Here is a 19,655-nt window from a genome sequence, read left to right as displayed (position 1 = left end):
CGGTTGCCCCGCCGCCCACCATGATGGATGCTGAGCGGCGACCATGGCGGCGCGCATCTTCATCAGCTACTGCAGCGGAAGCGACGCCACCCGGCAGCTCCGGAACGAGATCGCCACGGCCCTGTCCGGCCACGAGGTGTTCGTCGACGAGCTCAGCATCCCGCTCGCCGACGAATGGCGGGCCCGCATCTACCACGCGCTCGCGGAATGCCATGCGGCCGTCTTCCTGCTGGACCCCGGCGCCCTGGAGTCGGTCTGGGTCCGCAAGGAGGCGAACATCGTCCTGTGGCGCCGGGCGATGGGCGCCCCCGTGATGATCATCCCGGTCCTGCTGGACGGGGTGACGGCGGCCCAGCTCGAGGCGGCCGGCCTGGACGAGCTGCTGGATCTCCAGCACACCCCGCGCGGCGGACGGCGCCCGGCCGACGGGAGCCGGGTGGTGCCCGAGGTCGTTCGCGCGGTGAGCCGCCTGCGGGTCGGCGAGCGCCGGAGCACCGATCCCATGGCGGAGTGGACGTCGCGGGTCGTGGAGGCCCTGGCCGTGCTGGACGACGGCCACCTGGCGGTCTCCGCGGACGCCTTCGGCGCGGCTGACGCCCTCACGGGCCTGCCGGGGCGGCCGGCCCGGCTGAACTACGTCGCCCACCAGCTCCTCCATCACGGCATCGATCGCCGCGCGTACGACGCCCTCGCGCGGATCAGGCATGGGTTCAGCGAAGAAAAGCGCCGCAACCTCATCGAGGAGATCATTCCGACGTGGGTGGACGGGGACGCGGCGCGACTGCTGCTGCACGGCGCGGCCGACGGCCACCGGCCGGTCGTCCTGCTCAACGCCCGCGTCGACCGCACCGGCCGCCAGTACTTCGAGCGGGCGACCTGCCGGTCCTTCATCGGATACCGCTGCGCGGTGACCGGGGACGTGGTCGGCGAGCGCTCGGTGTCCGACGTCTCCACGGCACTGCAGGCAGGCGTCCGGGAGCTGGCCCGGTTACCGCCGCGGATACCGATCGAGGAGCTGGTCCGGCCGCCGGGGCTGTCCTTCCTGGTCGTCAACCCCGACCGGGTGCCGCTGCCCACGGTCGGCCGGGCGATCGAGGCCTTCCGGCGGGACTTCGACTGGGTGAACCTCATCGTGCTCATCGGCCGGAACCACCTCGGTGAGCAGGGCGTACGGCGGTGGCTGCCCGAGGCGCCGTATCTGTTGCTGCCCGCGCTCGACAAGGACGATGAACTCGTGGCCTATCAACTCGTGGAGGATCTCGTGCAGCTGGTGCCGGACCGGAAAGGCGACGTGCGATGACGGGAGCGGTGACCGGGTCCGACGGCGTCGACAACCGCGACGGCCGGGCGTACGCGATGACGGACGAGCTGTCCCTCGCGGTGGACGTCGCGCTCGCGACCGGCCGGCCCCTGCTGCTGCGCGGTGACCCCGGCTCCGGCAAGTCCTCCCTGGCCGCCTACGTCGCCCGCAAGCGGGGCTGGCGGTACTACGAACACGTCGTGACGTCCCGTACCGAGGCCCACGATCTGCTCTGGACCTTCGACGCCGTCCGGAAGCTTGCCGACGCGCAGGCCTCCCGGGTGCTGGACGAGTACGCGTACGTGGAACCGCGGGCGCTCTGGTGGGCGTTCGCCCCACGATCCGCCGCCCGCCGCGGGCGCCCGGCCGGCGAGCCGGACGGCACCCCGGCGGTGGACCCCGCGCACCGCATCCACGATGACGACCAGGCACCCTCCGCCGACCACGCCGTCGTCCTCATCGACGAGATCGACAAGTCCGAGCCGGATCTACCGAACAACCTGCTGGTGCCGCTAGGATCCCAGGAGTTCGTCGTCACCCACACCGGCACCCGGGTACGCCGCGAGCCGCCCGAGCGCCCGGACCCCACCCCGCTGGCCCGGCACCTCGTCGTCCTCACCACCAACGAGGAGCGCGAGCTGCCCCGGGCGTTCCTGCGCCGGTGCGTCGTCGCCTGGCTGCGGCGACCGGATGCCGACCGGCTCGTCATGATCGCGCGGATGCACCTGGACGCCTACGACGGCGGCCACACCGTGCAGGACCTCCAGCTGGCTCGCGCGATCGCCGACGAGCTCATGGAGGTCCAGGCGGACGCGGACCGTTCCGCGCTGCGGGCGCCCAGCACCGCGGAATTCCTCGACGCCCTGCGCGCCTGCCGCGGCCTGGGCATCACCGTACGCAGCAGCGCCTGGCCGCAGCTGCGCAAGCTGCTCATGGTGAAGCCGGACCACGCGGAGTAGGCATGCGACCCACCGTGTGGCTCAGTGACCTGGCCCGCGCCTGCGAGGCGGCCGGGGCCCGCACCGCGGCGCAGCGCAGGCGGATCGCCCGGCTGCTCGGCCTGGCCGCCGTCCGGGAGGGCGCTCCCCCACCGCCCGCCGCACCGGCCCCGGTGCCCGCGCCGGCACCCGCGCGTCCCGCCCCGCCCCGGCCTCCGGCTCCGGCGGTCCGTGCCGGCCCGGCCCGACGACCCGGCGACGCCGTGGTCGAGGCTCCCGCCGATGCACAGGAGCTGCCGGTGTTGACCCCGGACCCGGCGGCCGAGCCGGCCCGCCAGCCCCTCCTCGACCCTCGGTTCGCGCCGACGATCCTGCAGATGGCCGTCCGGCGGCACGTCCCCGGCGGAGCGTTCGACCCCGAGGCCGCCGTCCGTACCCTCGCCGCCGCGCAGCCGCTGGTCACGATGCCGACGAGGCTGCGGGCCACCTCCGCGTTCGGCGTCCAGGTCCTGGTCGACCTCGGCACCGGGATGCAGCCGTACGCGGAGGATCACGAGGACGTCCTGGCGGTCCTGGACCGCCTCCTCGGGGCCGGCCGGATGCGGGTTGCGTACTTCGCCGACTGTCCGGTGCGCGGCGCCGGCCCGGCGGGCAATGCGAGCTGGCGTCCTTGGACTCCCCCGCCCCGGGGCACCCGCGTCCTGCTCCTCACCGACCTGGGCATCGGCGGCTTCCCCTTCGACCCCACACGTGCCCGGGCCGGGGAGTGGCGACGGTTCTGCGCGCAGGCACGGCAGTCCGGGGTGGAGCCGGTCGCCTTCGTGCCCTACCCGCCCGTGCGCTGGCCCGCCTGGGCGGTCGCCGCGATGCCGGTCGTGCACTGGGACCGGCGTACGACCGCGGCGAGCGTCGACGCCGCGATGCGGCGGCGCCGGTGACCGCGCCCGCCTATCTCGAGCTGGCGCAGCTGCTGAGCACGGCGACGCGGATCGAGCCGCACCTCATGCGTACGGTCCGGCTGACGGCCGCCCCGCATCTCGACGCCGGCGCCGAGGGGGATCTCTGGTTCAGCGACGTGATCGGCGTACGCAACCCGCGCATGGTGAGCTTCCGGCCGTCCCGGCTACCGGCCCTGCGCCAGGCCCTGGCAGCGCGCATAGCGGCGAGCGGCACCGACGACCCGGTGCACCGGGTGGGCCCGGTGGTGGCCGCGGCGCACGTGAACCTGCCGCCGACCCTGCTGCTGGAGGAGCGCATCGCCTGGCTGACCGTGAGCACCGCAGCGGACGACCCGGAGCGGATCGACGAGCTCCTGAGACCGGCGCTGCGGGCCCTGGTACGCGAGGGTCGCACCGGTGTCGCCGACTGGTTCGCCGGCGCATGGGACCGGCTGCCCCCGCTCGCCCGGTCGACCACCACCGCGTGGCAGCTCGGCCAGATGGCTCGCCGCGCCGGTGCCGAGGTCCGGATGCCTCAGCACCTCGCCCTGGTCACCCTTGCCGACGTCGCCACCATCGCCGCGGAGCTGCCGGACGTGGTCATCGGCGTGCAGCGCGACGACGACGCCATCCTGATCACCGAGCCACCCCGCCGGGGTTCGAAGCGCGTGAAGCTGCCCGACACGGACCCGCGCCTGCTCGAGCTCAGCGATCCGGCGTCCGGCGGTCCGGGAAGGACGGTGGCCGTGACCGGCGACCGGACCTCCGTTGCCTGGCCGGGCACCGGTCCGGTCCGCATCACCACGGCACGCGGTGCGGTCTACACCCTGCCGGCGGTCGCCCAGCCCGTGGTCCCGGTCCCCTCGGACCTCGGCGGGCGTCTGCGCAGCTTGCGCTACAGCGGCGGTGTCACCCAGCGCGAGCTGGCGAGCATCATGGACGTGTCGGTCTCCTCGATCTCGAGCTGGGAGAACGGCTTCGTCGTCCCGCCGCTCCCCCGCCTGGAGCTGTACGCGACGATCTTCGGCCTGGAGGAGCCCCCGCGGCCCTACCGCTCGCCACCAGCCGTGGAGGAGCTCACCCGCGCCGAGCGGACCCGGCGGCGAGCACTGCTGGACGAGCTCGTGCGGCTGCGCGATGAGGCGTTGGGCCACCGCGTCGCAGACCCCGCACCGCCGTGGGTGCCCCTGCGGTATCCACCCGGGGAACGCATCACGGTGGTGGTCAGTCAGGTGCCCTCGGATCTGCGAGGCACCAATCCGCTGGCCGATCCGAGAAGCCCCGACTTCGTCGAGAGCTACCGGTACGCCGATCTGGACGCGCTGATCGAGATCCACGGCCACCTGCGCGCCGTCAACCCCGACAACGAGGTCAGGATCACCACACCGGACCAGCTGCGCCCGGACGACATGAGCAGCCACCTCGTGCTGCTGGGGGGTATCGACTGGAATCCCGTGACCCGCGAGCTGATGCAGGCCGTCCAGGTGCCGGTCACACCGATCCATCGGGATCCGGAGAGTGCCGGCGGGTTCCGGGTGACCGTTGCGGGCACGGAGCAGACCTTCACGGCGGTCCTGGCGGACGGTCAGCTCCGAGAGGACGTTGCCCACCTCCTGCGTGCCCCGAATCCCTTCAACCTGAGGACCACCGTCACCCTTTTCGAGGGCATCTACGGCGCGGGCACGTACGGCACCGTCCGGGCCCTCACCGACGCCAGCGTGCGCGATCGCAACGCCAATTACCTCGCGGCGGTGTCCGACGTGGGATCGGTCAGCGTGCTCTTCCGCGTCCCCGTGATCGCCAACGAGGTCGTGGTGCCGGACTGGACGATGCCGGGAACGGTGCTGCACGTCTGGCCGGCACCGGACGGACGCTGAAAGCCGGGCGGCACGGGCGGCTGCAGCGGTCACCGGCCCAGGGTCCGAGCCGGCCGGGGCGCCGCCACGAAACGGCGGGCGCGCGGCGCCGGCCCGGTCGGCCGCCCGTGTTCGACGGTCGCCGCGGCGGCACGGCTGCGGTCCGCTCGTGCCGTGGCGAGGAGGCCGGCGTATCGGCCGCGTTCCGCCTGGGACCAGTTGCGTTCGTCTTGTTCCCACCATCCGCTGTGCGGCGTGGACGGCGGGGCGGACGACGTCCAGAGTCTCCTTGGCCGCCAGCCGGTCGGCCTGGACGGCGCGGTTGCGCAACCAGGCCTGGGGGCCGGGCTCGCGCTGCCGGGCCGCCTGCGCCACCGCCGGCCGGTGCGGGTCGTCGCTCATGGACACGACGACGGCCGGCGACGGTTTCCGGCTTATCCGGCGACGGGAATCTGCCCGATCGGGCACCCGGGGTGAGTGGAGCGGACGACGGGATTCGAACCCGCGACCCTCACCTTGGCAAGGTGATGCGCTACCAGCTGCGCTACGTCCGCATGTGTTCCGCAGCCGAAGTTTAGCCGGTTCGCCGCCGGCAGTCCGCGCCGGGGGTCAGTAGCGGAAGGTCGCCACCAGGCCGGTCAGTTCCGCCGACATCCGGGCCAGCTCGGCGGTCGCCTGCTGGGTCTGGGCGATGCCCTCGCTGGTGTGCCGCGCGGCCGTGGCGACCCCGTGGATCGTCTGCGAGATGTCCCCGGCGCCGGCGGCGGCCTCGCCGACGCTGCGGTTCATCTCCGCGGTGGTCGCGGTCTGCTCCTCCACGGCCGACGCGATCGTCGTCTGGAAGTCGCTGATCCGGGCGATGACCTGGGAGATCGCCTCGATGGCGGTGACCGCTCCGCCGGCGTCCGCCTGGATCGCCTGCACCCGCCGGGAGATCTCCTCGGTGGCCCGCGCGGTCTCCTGGGCGAGGTCCTTGACCTCGTTGGCGACCACCGCGAAGCCCTTGCCGGCCTCGCCGGCGCGGGCCGCCTCGATGGTGGCGTTGAGAGCCAGCAGGTTGGTCTGCCCGGCGATGGCGGTGATCACCTTGACCACGTCGCCGATCTCGGCGGAGGAGGCGCCGAGCTGGTTCATCATCGCCGAGGTCGCCGTGGCCGTGGCGACCGCGTCCTGGGCCACCTGGGCCGCCTGCGCCGCGTTCTCGGCGATCTCGCGGATGGAGGAGGCCATCTCCTGACCCCCGGCGGACACGGTGCTGACGCTGATGGACACGTGCTCCGCGGCGGACGACACGGTCTGCGCCTGGTGCGAGGCCTCCTCGGCGGAGCCGGCGATCTGCCGTGCGGTGGCCGACATCTGCTCGGAGGCTCCCGCCAGCGAGGTCGCCGAGCCGTCGATCGTCGACACGGCCTCCCGCAGGTGGGCGACGGCCGTGTCCAGGGCGCGGCCCATCCGGCCGGGCTCGTCGCGCCGGGTCAGGCCGCTGGTGCGGGTGAGGTCGCCCTGCGCGAGCGCGTTGCAGACCTCCTCGACGCGGGCCAGCGACCGTACGATGCCGCGCGAGACGAGCACTCCGGCCAGGACGGCGGCGATGAGGCCGCCGACGAGCAGCGCCAGCGAGAGCGTACGGCTGGAGCGGTATTCGTTCTGCGCCGACGCCGCATCGGCGGCCGCGTCAGCGGTCTCCTCGGCGACGAGCTGGTCCACCTCGGCCGAGATCTTGTCCATGATCGGCAGTACGTCGGTGTCGCGGATCTGCGTCCACGTCGCGATGTCGTGGCGCGCCCCGGCGGGCAGCAGGTATTGCTGCACCAGGCGGGTGTAGCCCTGCCACCAGTTCTGCACGGCGGTGACGGTCTGCGTGTCACCGGCGGAACGGCTCTTGCGGTAGGTGGCGAGCGCCGTGTTGAGGGCCCTTACGTCGGCGTTGAAGGCGTCGCCGAACGCCGCCGCCTTCTCCGGGGACATCGCCAGGGCCTGGTCGGACACGTCCAGCCGGGCCTTGAGCACCGCCGCCCGGACCTGTCCGATCGCGATCACGGCCTGCACATTGCGGTCGTAGATGCCCTGCGCCGCGCTGCTCGCCCGGGCCAGCGAGACCATGCCGACCACGCCCACGGTGAGGGCCACGAGCGCCGCCACGCCGACGGCGGCAATGATCTTCACGCCGGTCGGCAGGTCCCCGAAGCTGAGGGACGGTCGCTTACGAACCGGAGTCGCGGCGTGCGCGGCTGCTTTCGTCATCGGGAACCTTCCGGGCGGCGTACGGCGGCCACGACAGCCGCTCATACCCCCGATCATCGTCACGCCGGACGCCGTCTTGATGGCAGACGACCACGAAATCGTGGCGCAGCACACTCTTCGTCCACCGTCCTAGGAACCTAGGGATGGTCCCGGGGCGGTTGGTACCATTGCGGACGATGCCGCGCTGCGGACATCCCGGACGAGCGCGTGTCGTACCCGGCCTGCAAAGACGACCGCCTGCGAAGGTGAGCTGTCATGGCCTGGTTCGTCCTGATCATCTCCGGCCTGCTCGAGGCGGTGTGGGCCGTGGCCCTGGACCGCAGCGCGGGCTTCCAGCGGCTGCTGCCCTCGATCGTCTTCGTGGTGGCGCTGGCGCTGAGCATGACCGGCCTCGGATACGCCTTGCGCAGCATCCCGGTGGGCACCGGCTACGCGGTCTGGGTCGGCATCGGCGCCGTGGGAACGGCGCTGGTCGGCATGATCGCCCTGGGCGAGCCGGCGGGCCTCCCCCGCGTGCTCTGCCTACTGCTGGTCGTCACCGGCGTGATCGGCCTGAAGTTCCTGCCCTGAGCCCGCTTCGCACTCCACCTGCACCTCGCGGATCCGGCGGGCCCCGGTCGCACCCGCCGATAGGTGATCCGCGAGGCACACGGATGGGCCTCCGCAGACGAGCGAAGGACCGCTGAACATGTCCGTCCCGGTCATGGAACCGACGCACGACATCCCCGCCGAGAGCGACTACGACGACATCGCGGCGCTGGCGGCGCACCTGTGCGACACGCCGACCGCGCTCGTGAGCCTGGTCGACCGCGAGCGGCCGTGGCCGGCCAGGTCCTTCTGCGCCCGGGCCATGGACGGAGACGACGTCATGGAGGTCGCCGACGCCCGGCTCGATCCCCGGTTCCGCGACGACGCGCTCGTGACGGGCGAGCCGTTCGTCCGCTTCTACGCCGGCGCTCCGCTGATCGCCTCCTCGGGGCGCCGCATGGGCGTCCTGTGCGTGATCGACCACGAGCCCCGGCGGCTCACCGCGGCCCAGCGCCAGGGATTGCAGACCCTCGCCCGTCAGGTGGTGAGCCAGCTCGAGCTGCGACGGTACGCGCACGGCACGGCCGACCGGATCCAGGAGCAATTCCTGGCGCGCATCACCCACGAGCTGCGTACCCCGCTCACGTCGATCAACGGGTACCTGGAGCTGCTGGAGGACGCCGACATGGTCGCCGGTGCCGGCTCGGCGTTCGTGGAACGCATCCGGCGCAACTCCGAGCGGCTCATCGCCCTGGTCGACGACATGCTGCTCGCGAGCCGGCTCGCGAGCAGCGGGCTGGTCCTCGAGCGTGCGGACACCGACCTTGCCGGCCTCGCCCGCGAGGCCGGCGCGCTGAACTCGGCCCTGGCCGCCGGCAAGGGCCTGACCGTCGCCGTCGACGCGGTGCAGGCAGTACCGGCCCACGTCGACGCGCGGCGCATCGGGCAGGCCCTCGACCGGCTCCTGCTCAACGCGATCAAGTTCACCGACCACGGAAGCGTGACCGTCGCCGCCGCGACCCGGGCCGGGCGGCCGGTGCTGGAGGTGCGCGACACCGGTATCGGCATCGACCCGGCCGAGCGGGACCGCGTGCTGGCCCCGTTCCGGCGCGCGAACGCGGCCGAGCGGGCCGAGGTGCAGGGAAGCGGGCTCGGGCTGAGCATCGTGGCGGCCATCGTCCACGCGCACGGCGGCACGGTGGGCATCACCGACAACCTCGCCGGCGGCACCACCGTGACCCTGACCTTCTAGAGCTTGCGCACCACGACCTTCGTGCCGGAGCCCTTGACGGTGTACGCCACCGTCACGTGCGTCCACGGGTTGGTGGCGTACACCCGGGCACCGTCGCGGATGTCCTCGACCCGGACCATCGCCGAGCCCGCCCGCTTGTTGGCGTCGCCCGCGAGCGAGCGGACCACCTTGCGGACCGAGGTCGCCCTGACGGTGTGGCCGGCCGCCGTCCGGCGGATCGTGATGGCGCCGTCGCCGACGACCTTCTTCACCGTGGCCGCCATGCTCAGGTACGCCTCACCGCGGGCGAGGACCACCGAGGTGATCGTCGTGGAAGCCGCGGGCGGCGTCAGGTGCTGGGCGCCGTACGTGAAGGTCAGCGAGCCCGAGACGTCGCCGGCCGCGACCCTGGCGCCGGAGAGGACGCCCGCCGGGGTCACCACGAACGTGATGCTGGTGTCCGTCTCCGGCGAGAAGGTGAAGTCCGCCGAACCGTCGTCGTGGGTGGTACGGGTGCCGGGGTAGCTGACGTCCTTGGTGAGCAGCTCGGACGGCCGGAACCCGCGCCTGTCGACGTAGCCGTCCAGGTCCAGGGCCGGGTCCGGCTCGACGACGTACCGCACCGCCGGGCGGTTCATCATCTTGACGGCAGCGCGGGCCGACACGGTGCTCAGCGTCTCGTAGGTGCCCCGGTGGTGGACGGCGTACTTCGTCCTCGCCGTGCCGCCGTAGGTGTCGTGCTCGTACGCGACACCGCCGGCCGGGTCGACGGCGTACTCGCCGGCAGCCGACGCCCAGGGGCTGCTCACGCTCTCCGTGATCCGCCAGCCCTCGGCGGCCGCCGCAGTGGAGGAGACCGCCACCGACGTGAGGGCCGTGACCATCTCGGCGGCGGACAGGGTGACCGGCTCCTCGACGGCGGCGGCCGCGTGCGCGGCGCCGGGCAGGCACAGGAGACCCGCGGCCACCGAGGTGACGGCGGTCAGCGCGGCGAGCCGGAACGAACGTGACATGCATCACTCCAGTGGACAATAAGCCAAAAATCGACCATATCGGCACGCCGTCCCGCCCGCATCGGCCCTTCCGCCCGCAACCGGTGACCACTCGGCGGAGCGGCTCAGCTCCCCGGCGGGAGCGCCGATGGGGTCAACGATGGCCGGCGACGGTGGACCGGGACGGGTCGGGGAACGGGTGAGTGATCCCCGCCGGCTGCGCGTACTCCGGGAAACCGGCCTGCTCGACGCGGGTGAGGTGCCGGCCCTGGACCGCCTCACCGCCCTGGCCGCCCGGCTGCTCGACGTGCCGACCGCGCTCGTCTCGCTGGTCGACGCCGACCGCCAGGTCTTCGCGAGCGGCTGCGGGCCGGACGATTCCCGGCAGACGCCGCTGTCGCATTCCTACTGCCGGTACGTGGTGGCCGACGACGCACCGCTGGTCGTGCCGGACGCCCGGGTGGACGAGCGGCTGCGGGACAACCCGGCGATCACCGAGTACGCCGCGATCGCGTACGCCGGCGTCCCACTGCACTCCCCCGACGGCGAGGTGCTCGGCACGTTGTGCGTCGTCGACGCCGAGCCGCGCGAGTGGACCGACGAGCAGGTGTCGATCCTGCGGGACCTCGCCGCGGCAGCGGAGTCGGAGGTCGCCCTGCGGCTGGCCCACGGTGAGCTGCTCTACTCGTCCGCGCGCTGGCAGGCCGTGCTCGACAGCGCCGCGGACGCGTTCGTGTCGATGGACGCGGACGGGCGCGTGACCGCCTGGAATGCGGCCGCCGAGCGGCTGTTCGGCTACTCCGTCGCCGAGGCGCTGGGGCGGCCGGTCACCGATCTCATCGTCCCGGCCGGGCTGCGGGCCGCCCACGACGAGGGCATGGCACGCGTACGGGCCAACGGCAGGTCGACGCTGGCGGGACAGCGCCTGGAGGTGACGGCGGTCGACCGCGCCGGCCGGGAATTCCCGATCGAGATGACGCTGCAGGTCGGCACCGACCGCGACGGCATGGTGTTCCACGCGTTCCTGCACGACATCACGGCCCGTGCGGAGGCCCGCGCCCAACTGGAACAGGAACGCCAGCGGCTCGCCGACGAGCGGGCCTTCCTGGCGGCGCTGCTCGACAGCCTGGACTCGGGCGTGGCCGCGTGCGACGCCACCGGCACCCTCGCGCTGTTCAACCAGGCCCTGCGCGATCTCCTCGGCGCCGACGAGCAGCCGCTGCCGGCCGACCGGTGGGCGGAGGTCTACGGCCTGTACGCCGCGGACGGGCAGACCCTCATGCCGACCGACCAGGTGCCCCTCGCCCGCGCGCACGCCGGCGAGCAGGTACGCGGCGAGGAGGTGGTCCTGCGGCGGCCCGGCGTGGAACCGCGCCGGTTCGTGACCAACGCCCACCCGATCGTCAGCGCCGACGGCCGCCATCTGGGCGCGGTGGTGGCCATGCACGACATCACCGAGAGCCGGCGCGCCCAGCAGCTGCGCCGGTGCCGCCACGCGGTGACCCAGGTGCTGTCCGAGGCGACGAGCGCCGAGCAGGCCGCCGCCCGCGCGGTCGCCACCGTCGCCGCCGGCCTCGCCTGGACCTGCGGCGAGTACTGGCAGGTCGACGCGGAGGAGCAGCAGATCGTCCGGCTGAGCTCGTGGACCGCCCCGGGCGTCGATCTCGGCGGCTTCACCGGCGCCGGTCCGGTGGCCTTCGCCGCCGGGGAGGGGCTGCCCGGGCTGGTGTGGTCCCGCAGGGCCGAGGTGTGGACCGGCAGCCTGCACGACGGCGTCCTGGCCGGTGGCCGGGCGGCCGCCGGGCGCGCCGCCGGCCTGCGTACCGGTATCGGCGTGCCGGTGGGCACCGGCAACGGGGTACTGGGCGTGCTCGCGTTCTTCGTCGATGCCGACGTCCCTCACGACGCCGACATCGCCGCCATGCTGGACACGATCTGCGCGCAGCTGGGCCGCTTCGTCGAACGCCGCCGCGCGGAGGACCTCACCCTGGCCCTGGCCGCGGCGCGCCGCGACTTCGACCGCATCGTCGCCCAGGTCAACGACTACCTGTGGACCGTGGAGATGCTCGCCGACGGCACGGTGCGCTCCGTGTACGCCAGCCCCAACGGCACCGGGGTCTTCGGCACCGCGCTGCCCACCGGATTCGACACGGCGACCCCCCTCGCCTCCCGGATACACCCCGACGACAAGCACCTGTTCGCCGCCTTCCACGCCACCGTCTCGTCCGGGCAGCCGGCGGAGTTCGAGGCACGGGTGCTCGGCTACGACGGCGTCACCCGGTGGGTGTGGACGCGTGCGGTGAGCCGCCGGGAGGAAGGCCGCCTGTTCGTCGACGGGATCTCGACCAACATCACCGAACGCCGGGAGCTCGCCGAGGGGCGCGAGAAGCTGCTCGCCGCCGAGCGGCAACAGGTACGCCGGCTGCGCGAGCTGGACCGGATGAAGGACGAGCTCGTCGCCGTGGTCAGCCACGAGCTGCGCAACCCGATCGGCGTCATCCGTGGCTACACCGAGCTGCTGCTCGACGATCCCGACCTCAACGCCGGCTACCGCCGTGAGATCGCGGTCATCGACCGCACCAGCGCCCACCTGCTGCACCTGGTCGAGGACCTGCTCGACCTGGCCCGGCTGGACACGGTCCACGCCGGCATGGACGTCAAGCCGGTGCCGGCCGCGCGGCTGGTGCGCGACGTCGTGCAGGTCCACGGTCCGGCGGCGGAAGCGGCCCAGGTGCACCTCGAGGCCGCCGTCGGCCGGCTCCCGGTGATCCACGCCGACGCGTCACGGCTCCGACAGGTGCTGGACAACCTGCTGTCCAACGCGATCAAGTACACGGACCCCGGCGGCACGGTGACCGTTACCGCCGAAGCGGCCGGCGACGACCGGGTCGAGATCGTGGTCACGGACACCGGCATCGGTATCCCCGCCGAGCAGTACCCGCGGCTGTTCACGCGATTCTTCCGGGCCAGCACCGCCACGCAGCGCGGCATCAAAGGCACCGGTCTCGGGCTGGCCGTGGCCAAGGCAGTGGTCGAGGCCCACGGCGGCACCATCACGGCCGAACCCGCTCCGGGTACGGGCACCCGGTTCACCGTGGCCCTCCCCTGCCACACCGACCCGGGGTCCGACGCCTGAACCGCGGCCGTCGTGACGACAGATCTCTGTCGATGCCTACGGTCCGGCACATCCGCACGACGGAACGCTAAGATGACCTCTGCTATCGACGCAGGCCTATGCACTCGCATCGAACCCTCCCCCGACGCAGATCGCGAGCACAGTGACCGACAACAGCGAATCCGACGCGGCTGCACGCGGTCCGGAGAAGTCCATCAAGCGCCGCATCGCCCGTCTCATCCTCGTGCCCGGCGTGGCCGCGCTGGTGCTGTGGCTGGCCACCTCGGCCTATCTGGTCTTCAACGGCTACTACGACCGCGAGGTCGCCAACGGCGTACGGAAGGTGTCGATCCCCGCGGTCAGCACCCTCGCCGCCATCCAGCGTGAACGGCGCGAGAGCATCGACTACCTCTCACACGCCGACAAGAACCTGCCGGAGCTCATCGCCCAGCGCCAGGAGACGGACACCCTGGTGGAGAAGCTGCGGACGGCCGCCGGCTCGGTCCTGAGCCGCGCGCCCCGCCGCATCGACGTACGGTGGCAGGCCTTCTCTGACCGCCTGGACCGGCTGCCCGGCATCCGGAGCACGATCGACTCCGGGCGCGCTGGGCGGCTCGAGACGACGGTGTTCTACGACGACCTGATCGACGCCGCGATCGACCTGTTCGACACCCAGGCGCGGGTCGTGCCGGACGCCACGGCCACCCAGGGCGGCATCACCGCGACCGACACCTTCCGCGCCGGCGACCTGATGTCCCGGGCCGCGTCCGTGATCTCCAGCGCCTTCGGTGCGAACGGGCTGACCCGGCAGGATCACCTCCAGTTCGTGAAGATGGTCGGGGCCTACCACGCCACTCTGGACGCCGCGGTGCCGCACCTGCATCCGGACGCCCGGGTGCAGTACGACCGCATCATGGCCATGCCCGAGTGGGCCTCGCTGAGCGCGGCGGAGAACACGCTGATCGCCGCCGGCCCCTGGAAGACCGGAGCCCCGCGCGACCTCGCCCTGAACGCCGAGCAGTGGGACACGGTCACCAACGCCGTCGCCGAGCAGCTGGTGGCGCTCACCGTCACCCAGGCGGACCGGGTCTCCCAGGACGCCCTGGACACCGGCAACAACCAGCTGCTCGCCGCCGCCCTGGGCAGCGCCGTCGCCCTGCTCATCGCCGTCGGCGCCATCGTGTCGGCGGTCCGGCAGTCGCAGGTCCTGGTCAACCGGGCGCTGTCCGTACGCCTCGCGCAGCTGGGGCAGGATGCGGTGACCGTCGTGGACGAACGCCTGCCGTCCATCATCGAGAAGCTGCGCCGCCGGGAGAAAGTGGACGTGGCGCTCGAGCTGCCGCACCGCGACTACGGCCGGGACGAGATCGGTCACCTTGCCACCGTGCTGAACCGCTCGCTGCGCGCCGCCGTCGACGCAGCCGTCGAGGAGGCCACCACGCGGGCGGCCGGCATGGCGATGCTGATGGGCGTGGCCCGGCGCCCGCAGCGCCCGCTGCAGCACGGGCTCAAGGTCATCGAGGAGTTGCAGAACCGCATCGGCGACGAGAAGATCCTCGGCGAGCTGTTCGACATCAACCACCAGCTCACCCAGACCCGCCGGTTCCTGGAGAACCTCATCATCCTGGCCGGCGGGCAGGCCGGCCGCCGGTTCCCGCGCCCGGTCCCGATCCGGCGGGTGCTGCTGGGCGCCGCCGCCGAGACGAGGCAGTACCAGCGCGTCACCCTGCGCCGCGCCCCGGAGGTCGCGATCAGCGGGCCCGCCATCGCCGGCATCACGCACCTGCTGGCCGAGCTGCTGGACAACGCCCTCGTCTTCTCGCCGCCGGAGTCCGAGGTGTGGCTGAGCTGCACGCAGGCGCACAACGGCGTGGTCATCGAGATCGAGGACGCCGGCGTCGGCATGCCCCCGGAGGCCATGGACCGGGCGAACACGCTGCTGGCCACCGCGCCGACCCCCGACCTGACCGGGCTCAAGGGCGGTGCCCAGATCGGCCTCTGGGTCGTCGCGGAGCTCGCCAAGCGCGGGAGCATGCAGGTCACGCTCCGGCCCTCCGCGTACGGCGGGGTGCTCGCGGTCGTGCTGCTGCCGGCGAGCGCGCTCGCACCCGCGGAGGAGCCGCGCCCGGCGGCGACCGAGCCGGCCGAGGACCAGCGGGCCGAACGGCCGCAGCCGATGGCCGGTCCGCCTCCCGCGCGGCGCCCGGCGGCCCCGGTCGCGGTCCCGGCCCTGCAGCAGCCGACCTGGCCCCTGCCGGCGATCTCGCCCGCCCCGGCGCCGCCCCCGGCGACCGCCAACGCGGTGGCGACCGCCCGGCCGCCCCTGCCCCAGCGCCGCCCGCAGGAACACCTGGCGCACCAGCTCAAGGAGGAGCCCGGGACGCCCGCGCAGGCTCCCGGGCCCGCACACAGCCCGGAGACGGCCCGCCACCGCCTCGCCAGCTACCAGCACGGCTGGCGCGCGGGCCGTACCGGTGACATCACCCCGCCGGGACACCGCACCGGCGAGGTCCAGCCGCCGCCCCCGGCGGCCGGTGACGACCCGCCCGGCCACAGCGAATGATCACGCCCCCACCGCAACCGACACAGACGGGAAGAGCCATGGAACCGACCGCGCACAACGACCTCACCTGGATGCTCGACGAGCTCACCGCCGTGGACCAGGTGCTGCACGCGCTCGTGCTGTCCACCGACGGGCTCGTCGTGCAGAAGTCCAGGTCGCTGGCGCAGGACGCGGCCGAGCTGCTGGCCGCCGCCGCGTCCTCGTTGTACAGCGTCGGCGCCGGCGTGGGACGCCGGTTCGACGGCGGGCCGGTCGACCAGATCGTCGTCGAGTTCCACGATCGCACTCTCTTCATCGCCTCGGCGGGTGAGAACGCGCGGCTCGCGGTCATCGGCGACCAGGAGGTGGACATGGGCACGGTGGCGTACGAGATGGGCCGGCTCGTCACCCGCATCGGCCAGTACCTGGGCGCCCAGCGGCGTACGACCGCGCACGGGGCCGACCCCCACACCCTGAAGCCATCGGTCAACGGCCATGCCGGGCTGTGAGCATGGACATCGACGAGCCCGGTCAGCTCGTACCCCTCTACGTCCTGGTCAACGGGCGGACCACGCCGCGTAACGCGGCGCTGGACCTGGCCACGCAGGTGGTCGCGCTGCCGGCCGACACGACCGCGCTGGAGCCCGAGTACAGGGAGATCCTGCGGCAGTGCCAGGACTGGATGTCCATCGCGGAGATCTCGGCGTACCTGCGAAGACCGCTGACCGTGGTCAAGGTGCTGGTCGACATCCTGCTCGAGCAGCGCTACGTGGCCCTCGGCTCCGCCGCCCAGCGAACCGTCTACGACCGCGCGCTGCTGGAGACGCTGCTCGGCGGCCTCCAGCGGCTCTGATCGAGAACTGAGAGACACATGGAACGCACATCCGCCAAGGTGGTCATCGCCGGCGGTTTCGGTGCCGGCAAGACCACCCTGGTCGGCTCCGTCAGCGAGATCCCGCCATTGACCACCGAGGAGGTCATGACGGAGGCCAGCGTCGGCGTGGACGACCTGGCCGGGCTCGACGAGAAGACGCGCACCACGGTCGCCCTGGACTTCGGCCGGATCACCATCACCAGCGAGGTGATCCTCTACCTGTTCGGTACGCCGGGCCAGGACCGGTTCTGGTTCATGTGGGACGAGCTGGCGCAGGGTGCGCTCGGCGCGGTCGTGCTGGTCGACACCCGCCGGCTGCCCGCCAGCTTCGCCTCGGTGGACTACTTCGAGCGGCGCGGCATCCCGTTCGTCGTCGCGGTGAACACGTTCTACGGCGAGTGCGCGTACACCGACGACGAGATCCGCTCGGCGCTGCAGCTGGGCCCGGACGTGCCGCTGGTGCGTTGCGACGCGCGCCGGCGCAGCTCGGCGGTCGAGGCGCTGATCCGCCTGCTGCGGCACGTCCTGGCCGGGCTGCCCGCTACCCCGCCGGCTCCAGCCGTACCTTGAAGTGCCGCAGCCGAGCGGGCGCCGAGACGATGCGGTAGCCGGGCACCCGGCCGGGTTCCTTGGCGATCTGCGCGAGCGTCGCGGCCACGTGGTCGAGGTGGGCGTCGGTGTAGACCCGTCGCGGGATCGCGAGCCGCACCAGCTCGAACGGCGCCGGACGGGTCAGCCGGTGCTCGTCGTCGAGTTCGCCCAGGTACAGCGAGCCCAGCTCGGCGCAGCGGATCCCGCCGCGCAGGTACAGCTCGCTCGCGAGTGCATGACCCGGGAACTGCGCCGGCTCCAGGTGGGTGAGCAGGCGCCCGGCGTTGAGGTAGAGGGCGTGGACGCCGGCCGGCTGGACGGTGTCCACCCCGGCCTCGTTGATCAGCCGGGCCAGCCGCTCGGTCGCGGCCGCCCGGGAGCGCAGGTACGCGGGCTCGACCACCTCGCGCAGGCCCTGGGCGATCCGTTCGAGATCGTGCCCGGCCAGGCCCCCGTACGTGGAGAAGCCCTCGGTCGCGATGAGGTTCGCCTCGCAGGTGGCGTACACCTCCGGGTCGCGCACGGCGATGAGGCCGCCCACCGGGGCGAGGCCGTCCTTCTTCAGGCTGATCATGCAGCCGTCGGCGAGCTGGAAGGCCTCGTGGGCGATCTGCCGCGGCGTCCGGTCGCCGTACCCGGGCTCGCGCTCGTGCACCAGCCAGGCGTTCTCGGCGAAGCGGGCGGCGTCCAGCCAGAACGGCACGCCGTGGCGCTCGCAGAGCTCGGCCACCGCGGTCAGATTGGCCATCGACACCGGTTGCGCGCCGAGCCCGTTGTTGGTGATCGTGATCAGCACCAGGCCGACCCGGTCGCCCTCGGGGCCGGCCAGCGTGCGCTCCAGCGCGTCCAGGTCGATGTCGCCCTTGAACGGCTCGTCGCTGTCCAGGTCGAGCGCGTGCGGGCAGGGCAGGTCGCGGGCCTCCGCGCCGGCGAGCTCCACGTTGGCGTGGGTCGTGTCGAAATGGGTGTTGCTCACGCAGATCTGCCCCGGGCGCAGCAGCGCGGAGAAGACGATGCGCTCGGCGGCCCGCCCCTGGTGCACCGGCAGGACGTGGTCGAATCCGGTGAGGTCGCGGGCCTCGTCCCGGAAGCGGAACCAGGAGCGGGCGCCGGCGTACGACTCGTCGCCGCGGGCGGCGCCGGCCTCCTGGGCGGACGACGTCGCGCCGGTGCCCGAGTCGCTGAGCAGGTCGACCGTGATCTGGTCGGCTCGCAGCTCGAACGGGTTGTGTCCCGCGGCCGCGTAGGCCTCGCGGCGCTGCCCGGCGTCCAGGAAGGGGATCGGTTCCACGACCTTGATCCGGTATGGGGGCAGCAACGCATACGGTTCCACGGGCACGACTCTCTCCTAGGAGGCAGCGGGGATCCGCTGCGGTTGCGGGGCGGTCACGGCGTACGCCTCCGACGACAGGTAGACGCCGAGACCCGGCCGTGGCGGCCCGACCCGCAACGACACGTGCGCGATCAGGCCGACGCCGTCCCGCAGCGGCCGCCGGGACACCGCCGTCACGGCGGCCTCGAGGGCAGCCGGGTCGAAGCCGTGCCGCACCAGCAGGGCATGGGCGCGGTCGTACGCCTCGAGGTCGTCGGCGACGTAGCTGCGGATCGGCACGTACACGCTGTAGCCGATGGGCGCCGGCGCCCCGGGGGCGAAGGTGTAGCTGGCGATGATCGGCCGCCGGTCGTACGGGCCCGCCGAGCCGCTGGCGAGCTCGCAGAAGGCGGTCACCTCGGCGGGGTCGACGCCCGGTACCGCCGCGGCGGCGCGGGCCACCTCGTCGAGGCCGGCACCATGCTGCGACACGTACAGCTTGATCCGGGCCGTACCCGAGTCCCGCAGGTCCAGGGCGAAGAACGTCAGGCGGTCGGCAGGCCGCAGGGCGCGTTCGCGGACGACCCGGTAGGCCGGGCCGGCGCCGAGCCGGCCGAGCGCCTCCCGGACCAGCGCGCCGGAGCCGGCGACGCCGTGGATCTCCGGGTTGAGATAGACCTTGAACTCGGGCACGTCGCGCAGGATCAGCGAGTGCCACATGCCGAACAGTCCCTGCGGACGGTCGGTGGTGAACAGGTCGCGGACCTGCTCGAGTCGGGCCAGGCCGAGGTCGTGCCGGCCGGCCTGCCGGTGCAGGAAGTCCAGGGCGGGCGTCAGATCCGCGGGCACGGCCGGGTCGGCGACCGCCGCCTCGGCGAGCAGCCGGAGCACGGGCGGGCCGTGCCGGTCGAACGCGACGGAGAACTCCACCGGGCTGTGGTCGTCGGCGACGTCCGAACGCCAGGCGGGCCCGGCCGCGAGCGGCCGGCGGCCGGCGTCGCCGAGCAGGTCGGCGACCAGGCGGGCCGGCTCGGCGGCGTCCGTGCCGGTGAACCGGCAGAGGCGGGACAGCTGCCCCGTGACGTGCTCGACGAGCGACTCCGCCGCCACCAGACCCTCCACGCGATCATTAAAATCGGTCAACATCAATTAGTAAAGTGCCGGAGTGACGCGATCAACCCGGGGGTATACGAA

General features: G+C 72.9%; 15 protein-coding genes and 1 tRNA gene. 11 read left to right on the top strand and 5 right to left on the bottom strand.

The annotated features are described in order from the left end of the window. Positions 1-43 precede the first annotated feature (43 nt). From ACIBO8_RS09780 to ACIBO8_RS09765, 4 genes are read left to right on the top strand one after another with little or no spacing between them, the layout of a single operon-like run. Entirely contained in the window at positions 44-1,300 is a 1,257-nt protein-coding gene (locus ACIBO8_RS09780; protein WP_396114708.1) for a toll/interleukin-1 receptor domain-containing protein, read from the top strand. Then, a complete protein-coding gene (locus ACIBO8_RS09775; RefSeq protein WP_396114707.1) occupies positions 1,297-2,259 on the top strand; it encodes an AAA family ATPase in 963 nt (320 codons plus the stop codon). The genes ACIBO8_RS09780 and ACIBO8_RS09775 overlap by 4 nt, the downstream gene beginning before the upstream one ends. A gap of 2 nt (positions 2,260-2,261) precedes the next feature. Then, positions 2,262-3,176: a hypothetical protein gene (locus ACIBO8_RS09770; protein ID WP_396114706.1), complete on the top strand. Its 915-nt coding sequence runs from the start codon at positions 2,262-2,264 to the stop codon at positions 3,174-3,176. Next, complete coding sequence (locus tag ACIBO8_RS09765) at positions 3,173-5,053, top strand: helix-turn-helix domain-containing protein (RefSeq protein ID WP_396114705.1); 1,881 nt, start codon at positions 3,173-3,175, stop codon at positions 5,051-5,053. Before ACIBO8_RS09770 ends, ACIBO8_RS09765 begins: the two co-directional genes overlap by 4 nt. Before the next feature lie 457 nt (positions 5,054-5,510). On the opposite strand, the gene ACIBO8_RS09760 is transcribed toward ACIBO8_RS09765, so the two are convergent. Next, positions 5,511-5,586: transfer RNA gene (locus ACIBO8_RS09760), tRNA-Gly, on the bottom strand. A gap of 55 nt (positions 5,587-5,641) precedes the next feature. Continuing rightward, positions 5,642-7,276, bottom strand: a complete 1,635-nt coding sequence (locus ACIBO8_RS09755) for a methyl-accepting chemotaxis protein (RefSeq protein WP_396114704.1) — start codon at positions 7,274-7,276, stop codon at positions 5,642-5,644. 255 nt (positions 7,277-7,531) lie between these two features. Here ACIBO8_RS09755 and ACIBO8_RS09750 point away from each other — a divergent pair, with 255 nt between their 5' ends. Continuing rightward, a complete protein-coding gene (locus ACIBO8_RS09750; protein ID WP_396114703.1) occupies positions 7,532-7,846 on the top strand; it encodes a DMT family transporter in 315 nt (104 codons plus the stop codon). 118 nt (positions 7,847-7,964) lie between these two features. After that, positions 7,965-9,056 (top strand): ATP-binding protein, encoded by a 1,092-nt coding sequence (locus tag ACIBO8_RS09745; RefSeq protein WP_396114702.1) that lies wholly within the window; start codon positions 7,965-7,967, stop codon positions 9,054-9,056. On the opposite strand, the gene ACIBO8_RS09740 is transcribed toward ACIBO8_RS09745, so the two are convergent. Continuing rightward, positions 9,053-10,048, bottom strand: a complete 996-nt coding sequence (locus tag ACIBO8_RS09740) for a hypothetical protein (protein WP_396114701.1) — start codon at positions 10,046-10,048, stop codon at positions 9,053-9,055. The genes ACIBO8_RS09745 and ACIBO8_RS09740 overlap by 4 nt on opposite strands. Before the next feature lie 127 nt (positions 10,049-10,175). On the opposite strand from ACIBO8_RS09740, the gene ACIBO8_RS09735 reads away from it, so the two are divergent. The 5 genes from ACIBO8_RS09735 to ACIBO8_RS09715 all read left to right on the top strand — a co-directional run bounded on the left by ACIBO8_RS09735 (position 10,176) and on the right by ACIBO8_RS09715 (position 17,128). Beyond that, positions 10,176-13,163: an ATP-binding protein gene (locus ACIBO8_RS09735; RefSeq protein WP_396114700.1), complete on the top strand. Its 2,988-nt coding sequence runs from the start codon at positions 10,176-10,178 to the stop codon at positions 13,161-13,163. Positions 13,164-13,305: 142 nt separating this feature from the next. Beyond that, positions 13,306-15,705 (top strand): nitrate- and nitrite sensing domain-containing protein, encoded by a 2,400-nt coding sequence (locus tag ACIBO8_RS09730; protein ID WP_396114699.1) that lies wholly within the window; start codon positions 13,306-13,308, stop codon positions 15,703-15,705. A gap of 38 nt (positions 15,706-15,743) precedes the next feature. Beyond that, positions 15,744-16,193: a roadblock/LC7 domain-containing protein gene (locus tag ACIBO8_RS09725; protein ID WP_396114698.1), complete on the top strand. Its 450-nt coding sequence runs from the start codon at positions 15,744-15,746 to the stop codon at positions 16,191-16,193. A 2-nt stretch (positions 16,194-16,195) separates the two neighbouring features. Continuing rightward, positions 16,196-16,537, top strand: a complete 342-nt coding sequence (locus tag ACIBO8_RS09720) for a DUF742 domain-containing protein (protein ID WP_396114697.1) — start codon at positions 16,196-16,198, stop codon at positions 16,535-16,537. Positions 16,538-16,555: 18 nt separating this feature from the next. Continuing rightward, on the top strand, positions 16,556-17,128 hold the full coding sequence (locus ACIBO8_RS09715; protein WP_396114696.1) for a GTP-binding protein: 573 nt from the start codon (positions 16,556-16,558) through the stop codon (positions 17,126-17,128). On the opposite strand, the gene ACIBO8_RS09710 is transcribed toward ACIBO8_RS09715, so the two are convergent. Continuing rightward, complete coding sequence (locus ACIBO8_RS09710) at positions 17,100-18,488, bottom strand: tryptophanase (RefSeq protein ID WP_396114695.1); 1,389 nt, start codon at positions 18,486-18,488, stop codon at positions 17,100-17,102. The two genes, ACIBO8_RS09715 and ACIBO8_RS09710, sit on opposite strands and share 29 nt — an antisense overlap. 9 nt (positions 18,489-18,497) lie before the next feature. Then, on the bottom strand, positions 18,498-19,583 hold the full coding sequence (locus tag ACIBO8_RS09705) for a tryptophan dimethylallyltransferase family protein (protein WP_396114694.1): 1,086 nt from the start codon (positions 19,581-19,583) through the stop codon (positions 18,498-18,500). Positions 19,584-19,655: the final 72 nt, after the last annotated feature.

The sequence above is a fragment of the Actinoplanes sp. NPDC049681 genome (assembly GCF_044465265.1).
In the GTDB taxonomy this organism is placed as follows: Bacteria; Actinomycetota; Actinomycetes; order Mycobacteriales; family Micromonosporaceae; genus Actinoplanes.
The sequence above is the reverse complement of the archived record's forward strand: the minus strand, read 5'-3'. Positions and strand labels throughout refer to the sequence as shown.

What these genes read in the sequence shown, in the direction of transcription:
- ACIBO8_RS09725 (WP_396114698.1), top strand. Translation starts at nt 15,744, where the DNA reads ATGGAACCGACCGCGCACAACGACCTCACCTGGATGCTCGACGAGCTC.
- ACIBO8_RS09720 (WP_396114697.1), top strand. Translation starts at nt 16,196, where the DNA reads ATGGACATCGACGAGCCCGGTCAGCTCGTACCCCTCTACGTCCTGGTC.
- ACIBO8_RS09755 (WP_396114704.1), bottom strand. Translation starts at nt 7,276, where the DNA reads ATGACGAAAGCAGCCGCGCACGCCGCGACTCCGGTTCGTAAGCGACCG.
- ACIBO8_RS09750 (WP_396114703.1), top strand. Translation starts at nt 7,532, where the DNA reads ATGGCCTGGTTCGTCCTGATCATCTCCGGCCTGCTCGAGGCGGTGTGG.
- ACIBO8_RS09780 (WP_396114708.1), top strand. Translation starts at nt 44, where the DNA reads ATGGCGGCGCGCATCTTCATCAGCTACTGCAGCGGAAGCGACGCCACC.
- ACIBO8_RS09745 (WP_396114702.1), top strand. Translation starts at nt 7,965, where the DNA reads ATGTCCGTCCCGGTCATGGAACCGACGCACGACATCCCCGCCGAGAGC.
- ACIBO8_RS09735 (WP_396114700.1), top strand. Translation starts at nt 10,176, where the DNA reads ATGGGGTCAACGATGGCCGGCGACGGTGGACCGGGACGGGTCGGGGAA.
- ACIBO8_RS09775 (WP_396114707.1), top strand. Translation starts at nt 1,297, where the DNA reads ATGACGGGAGCGGTGACCGGGTCCGACGGCGTCGACAACCGCGACGGC.
- ACIBO8_RS09740 (WP_396114701.1), bottom strand. Translation starts at nt 10,048, where the DNA reads ATGTCACGTTCGTTCCGGCTCGCCGCGCTGACCGCCGTCACCTCGGTG.
- ACIBO8_RS09715 (WP_396114696.1), top strand. Translation starts at nt 16,556, where the DNA reads ATGGAACGCACATCCGCCAAGGTGGTCATCGCCGGCGGTTTCGGTGCC.
- ACIBO8_RS09770 (WP_396114706.1), top strand. Translation starts at nt 2,262, where the DNA reads ATGCGACCCACCGTGTGGCTCAGTGACCTGGCCCGCGCCTGCGAGGCG.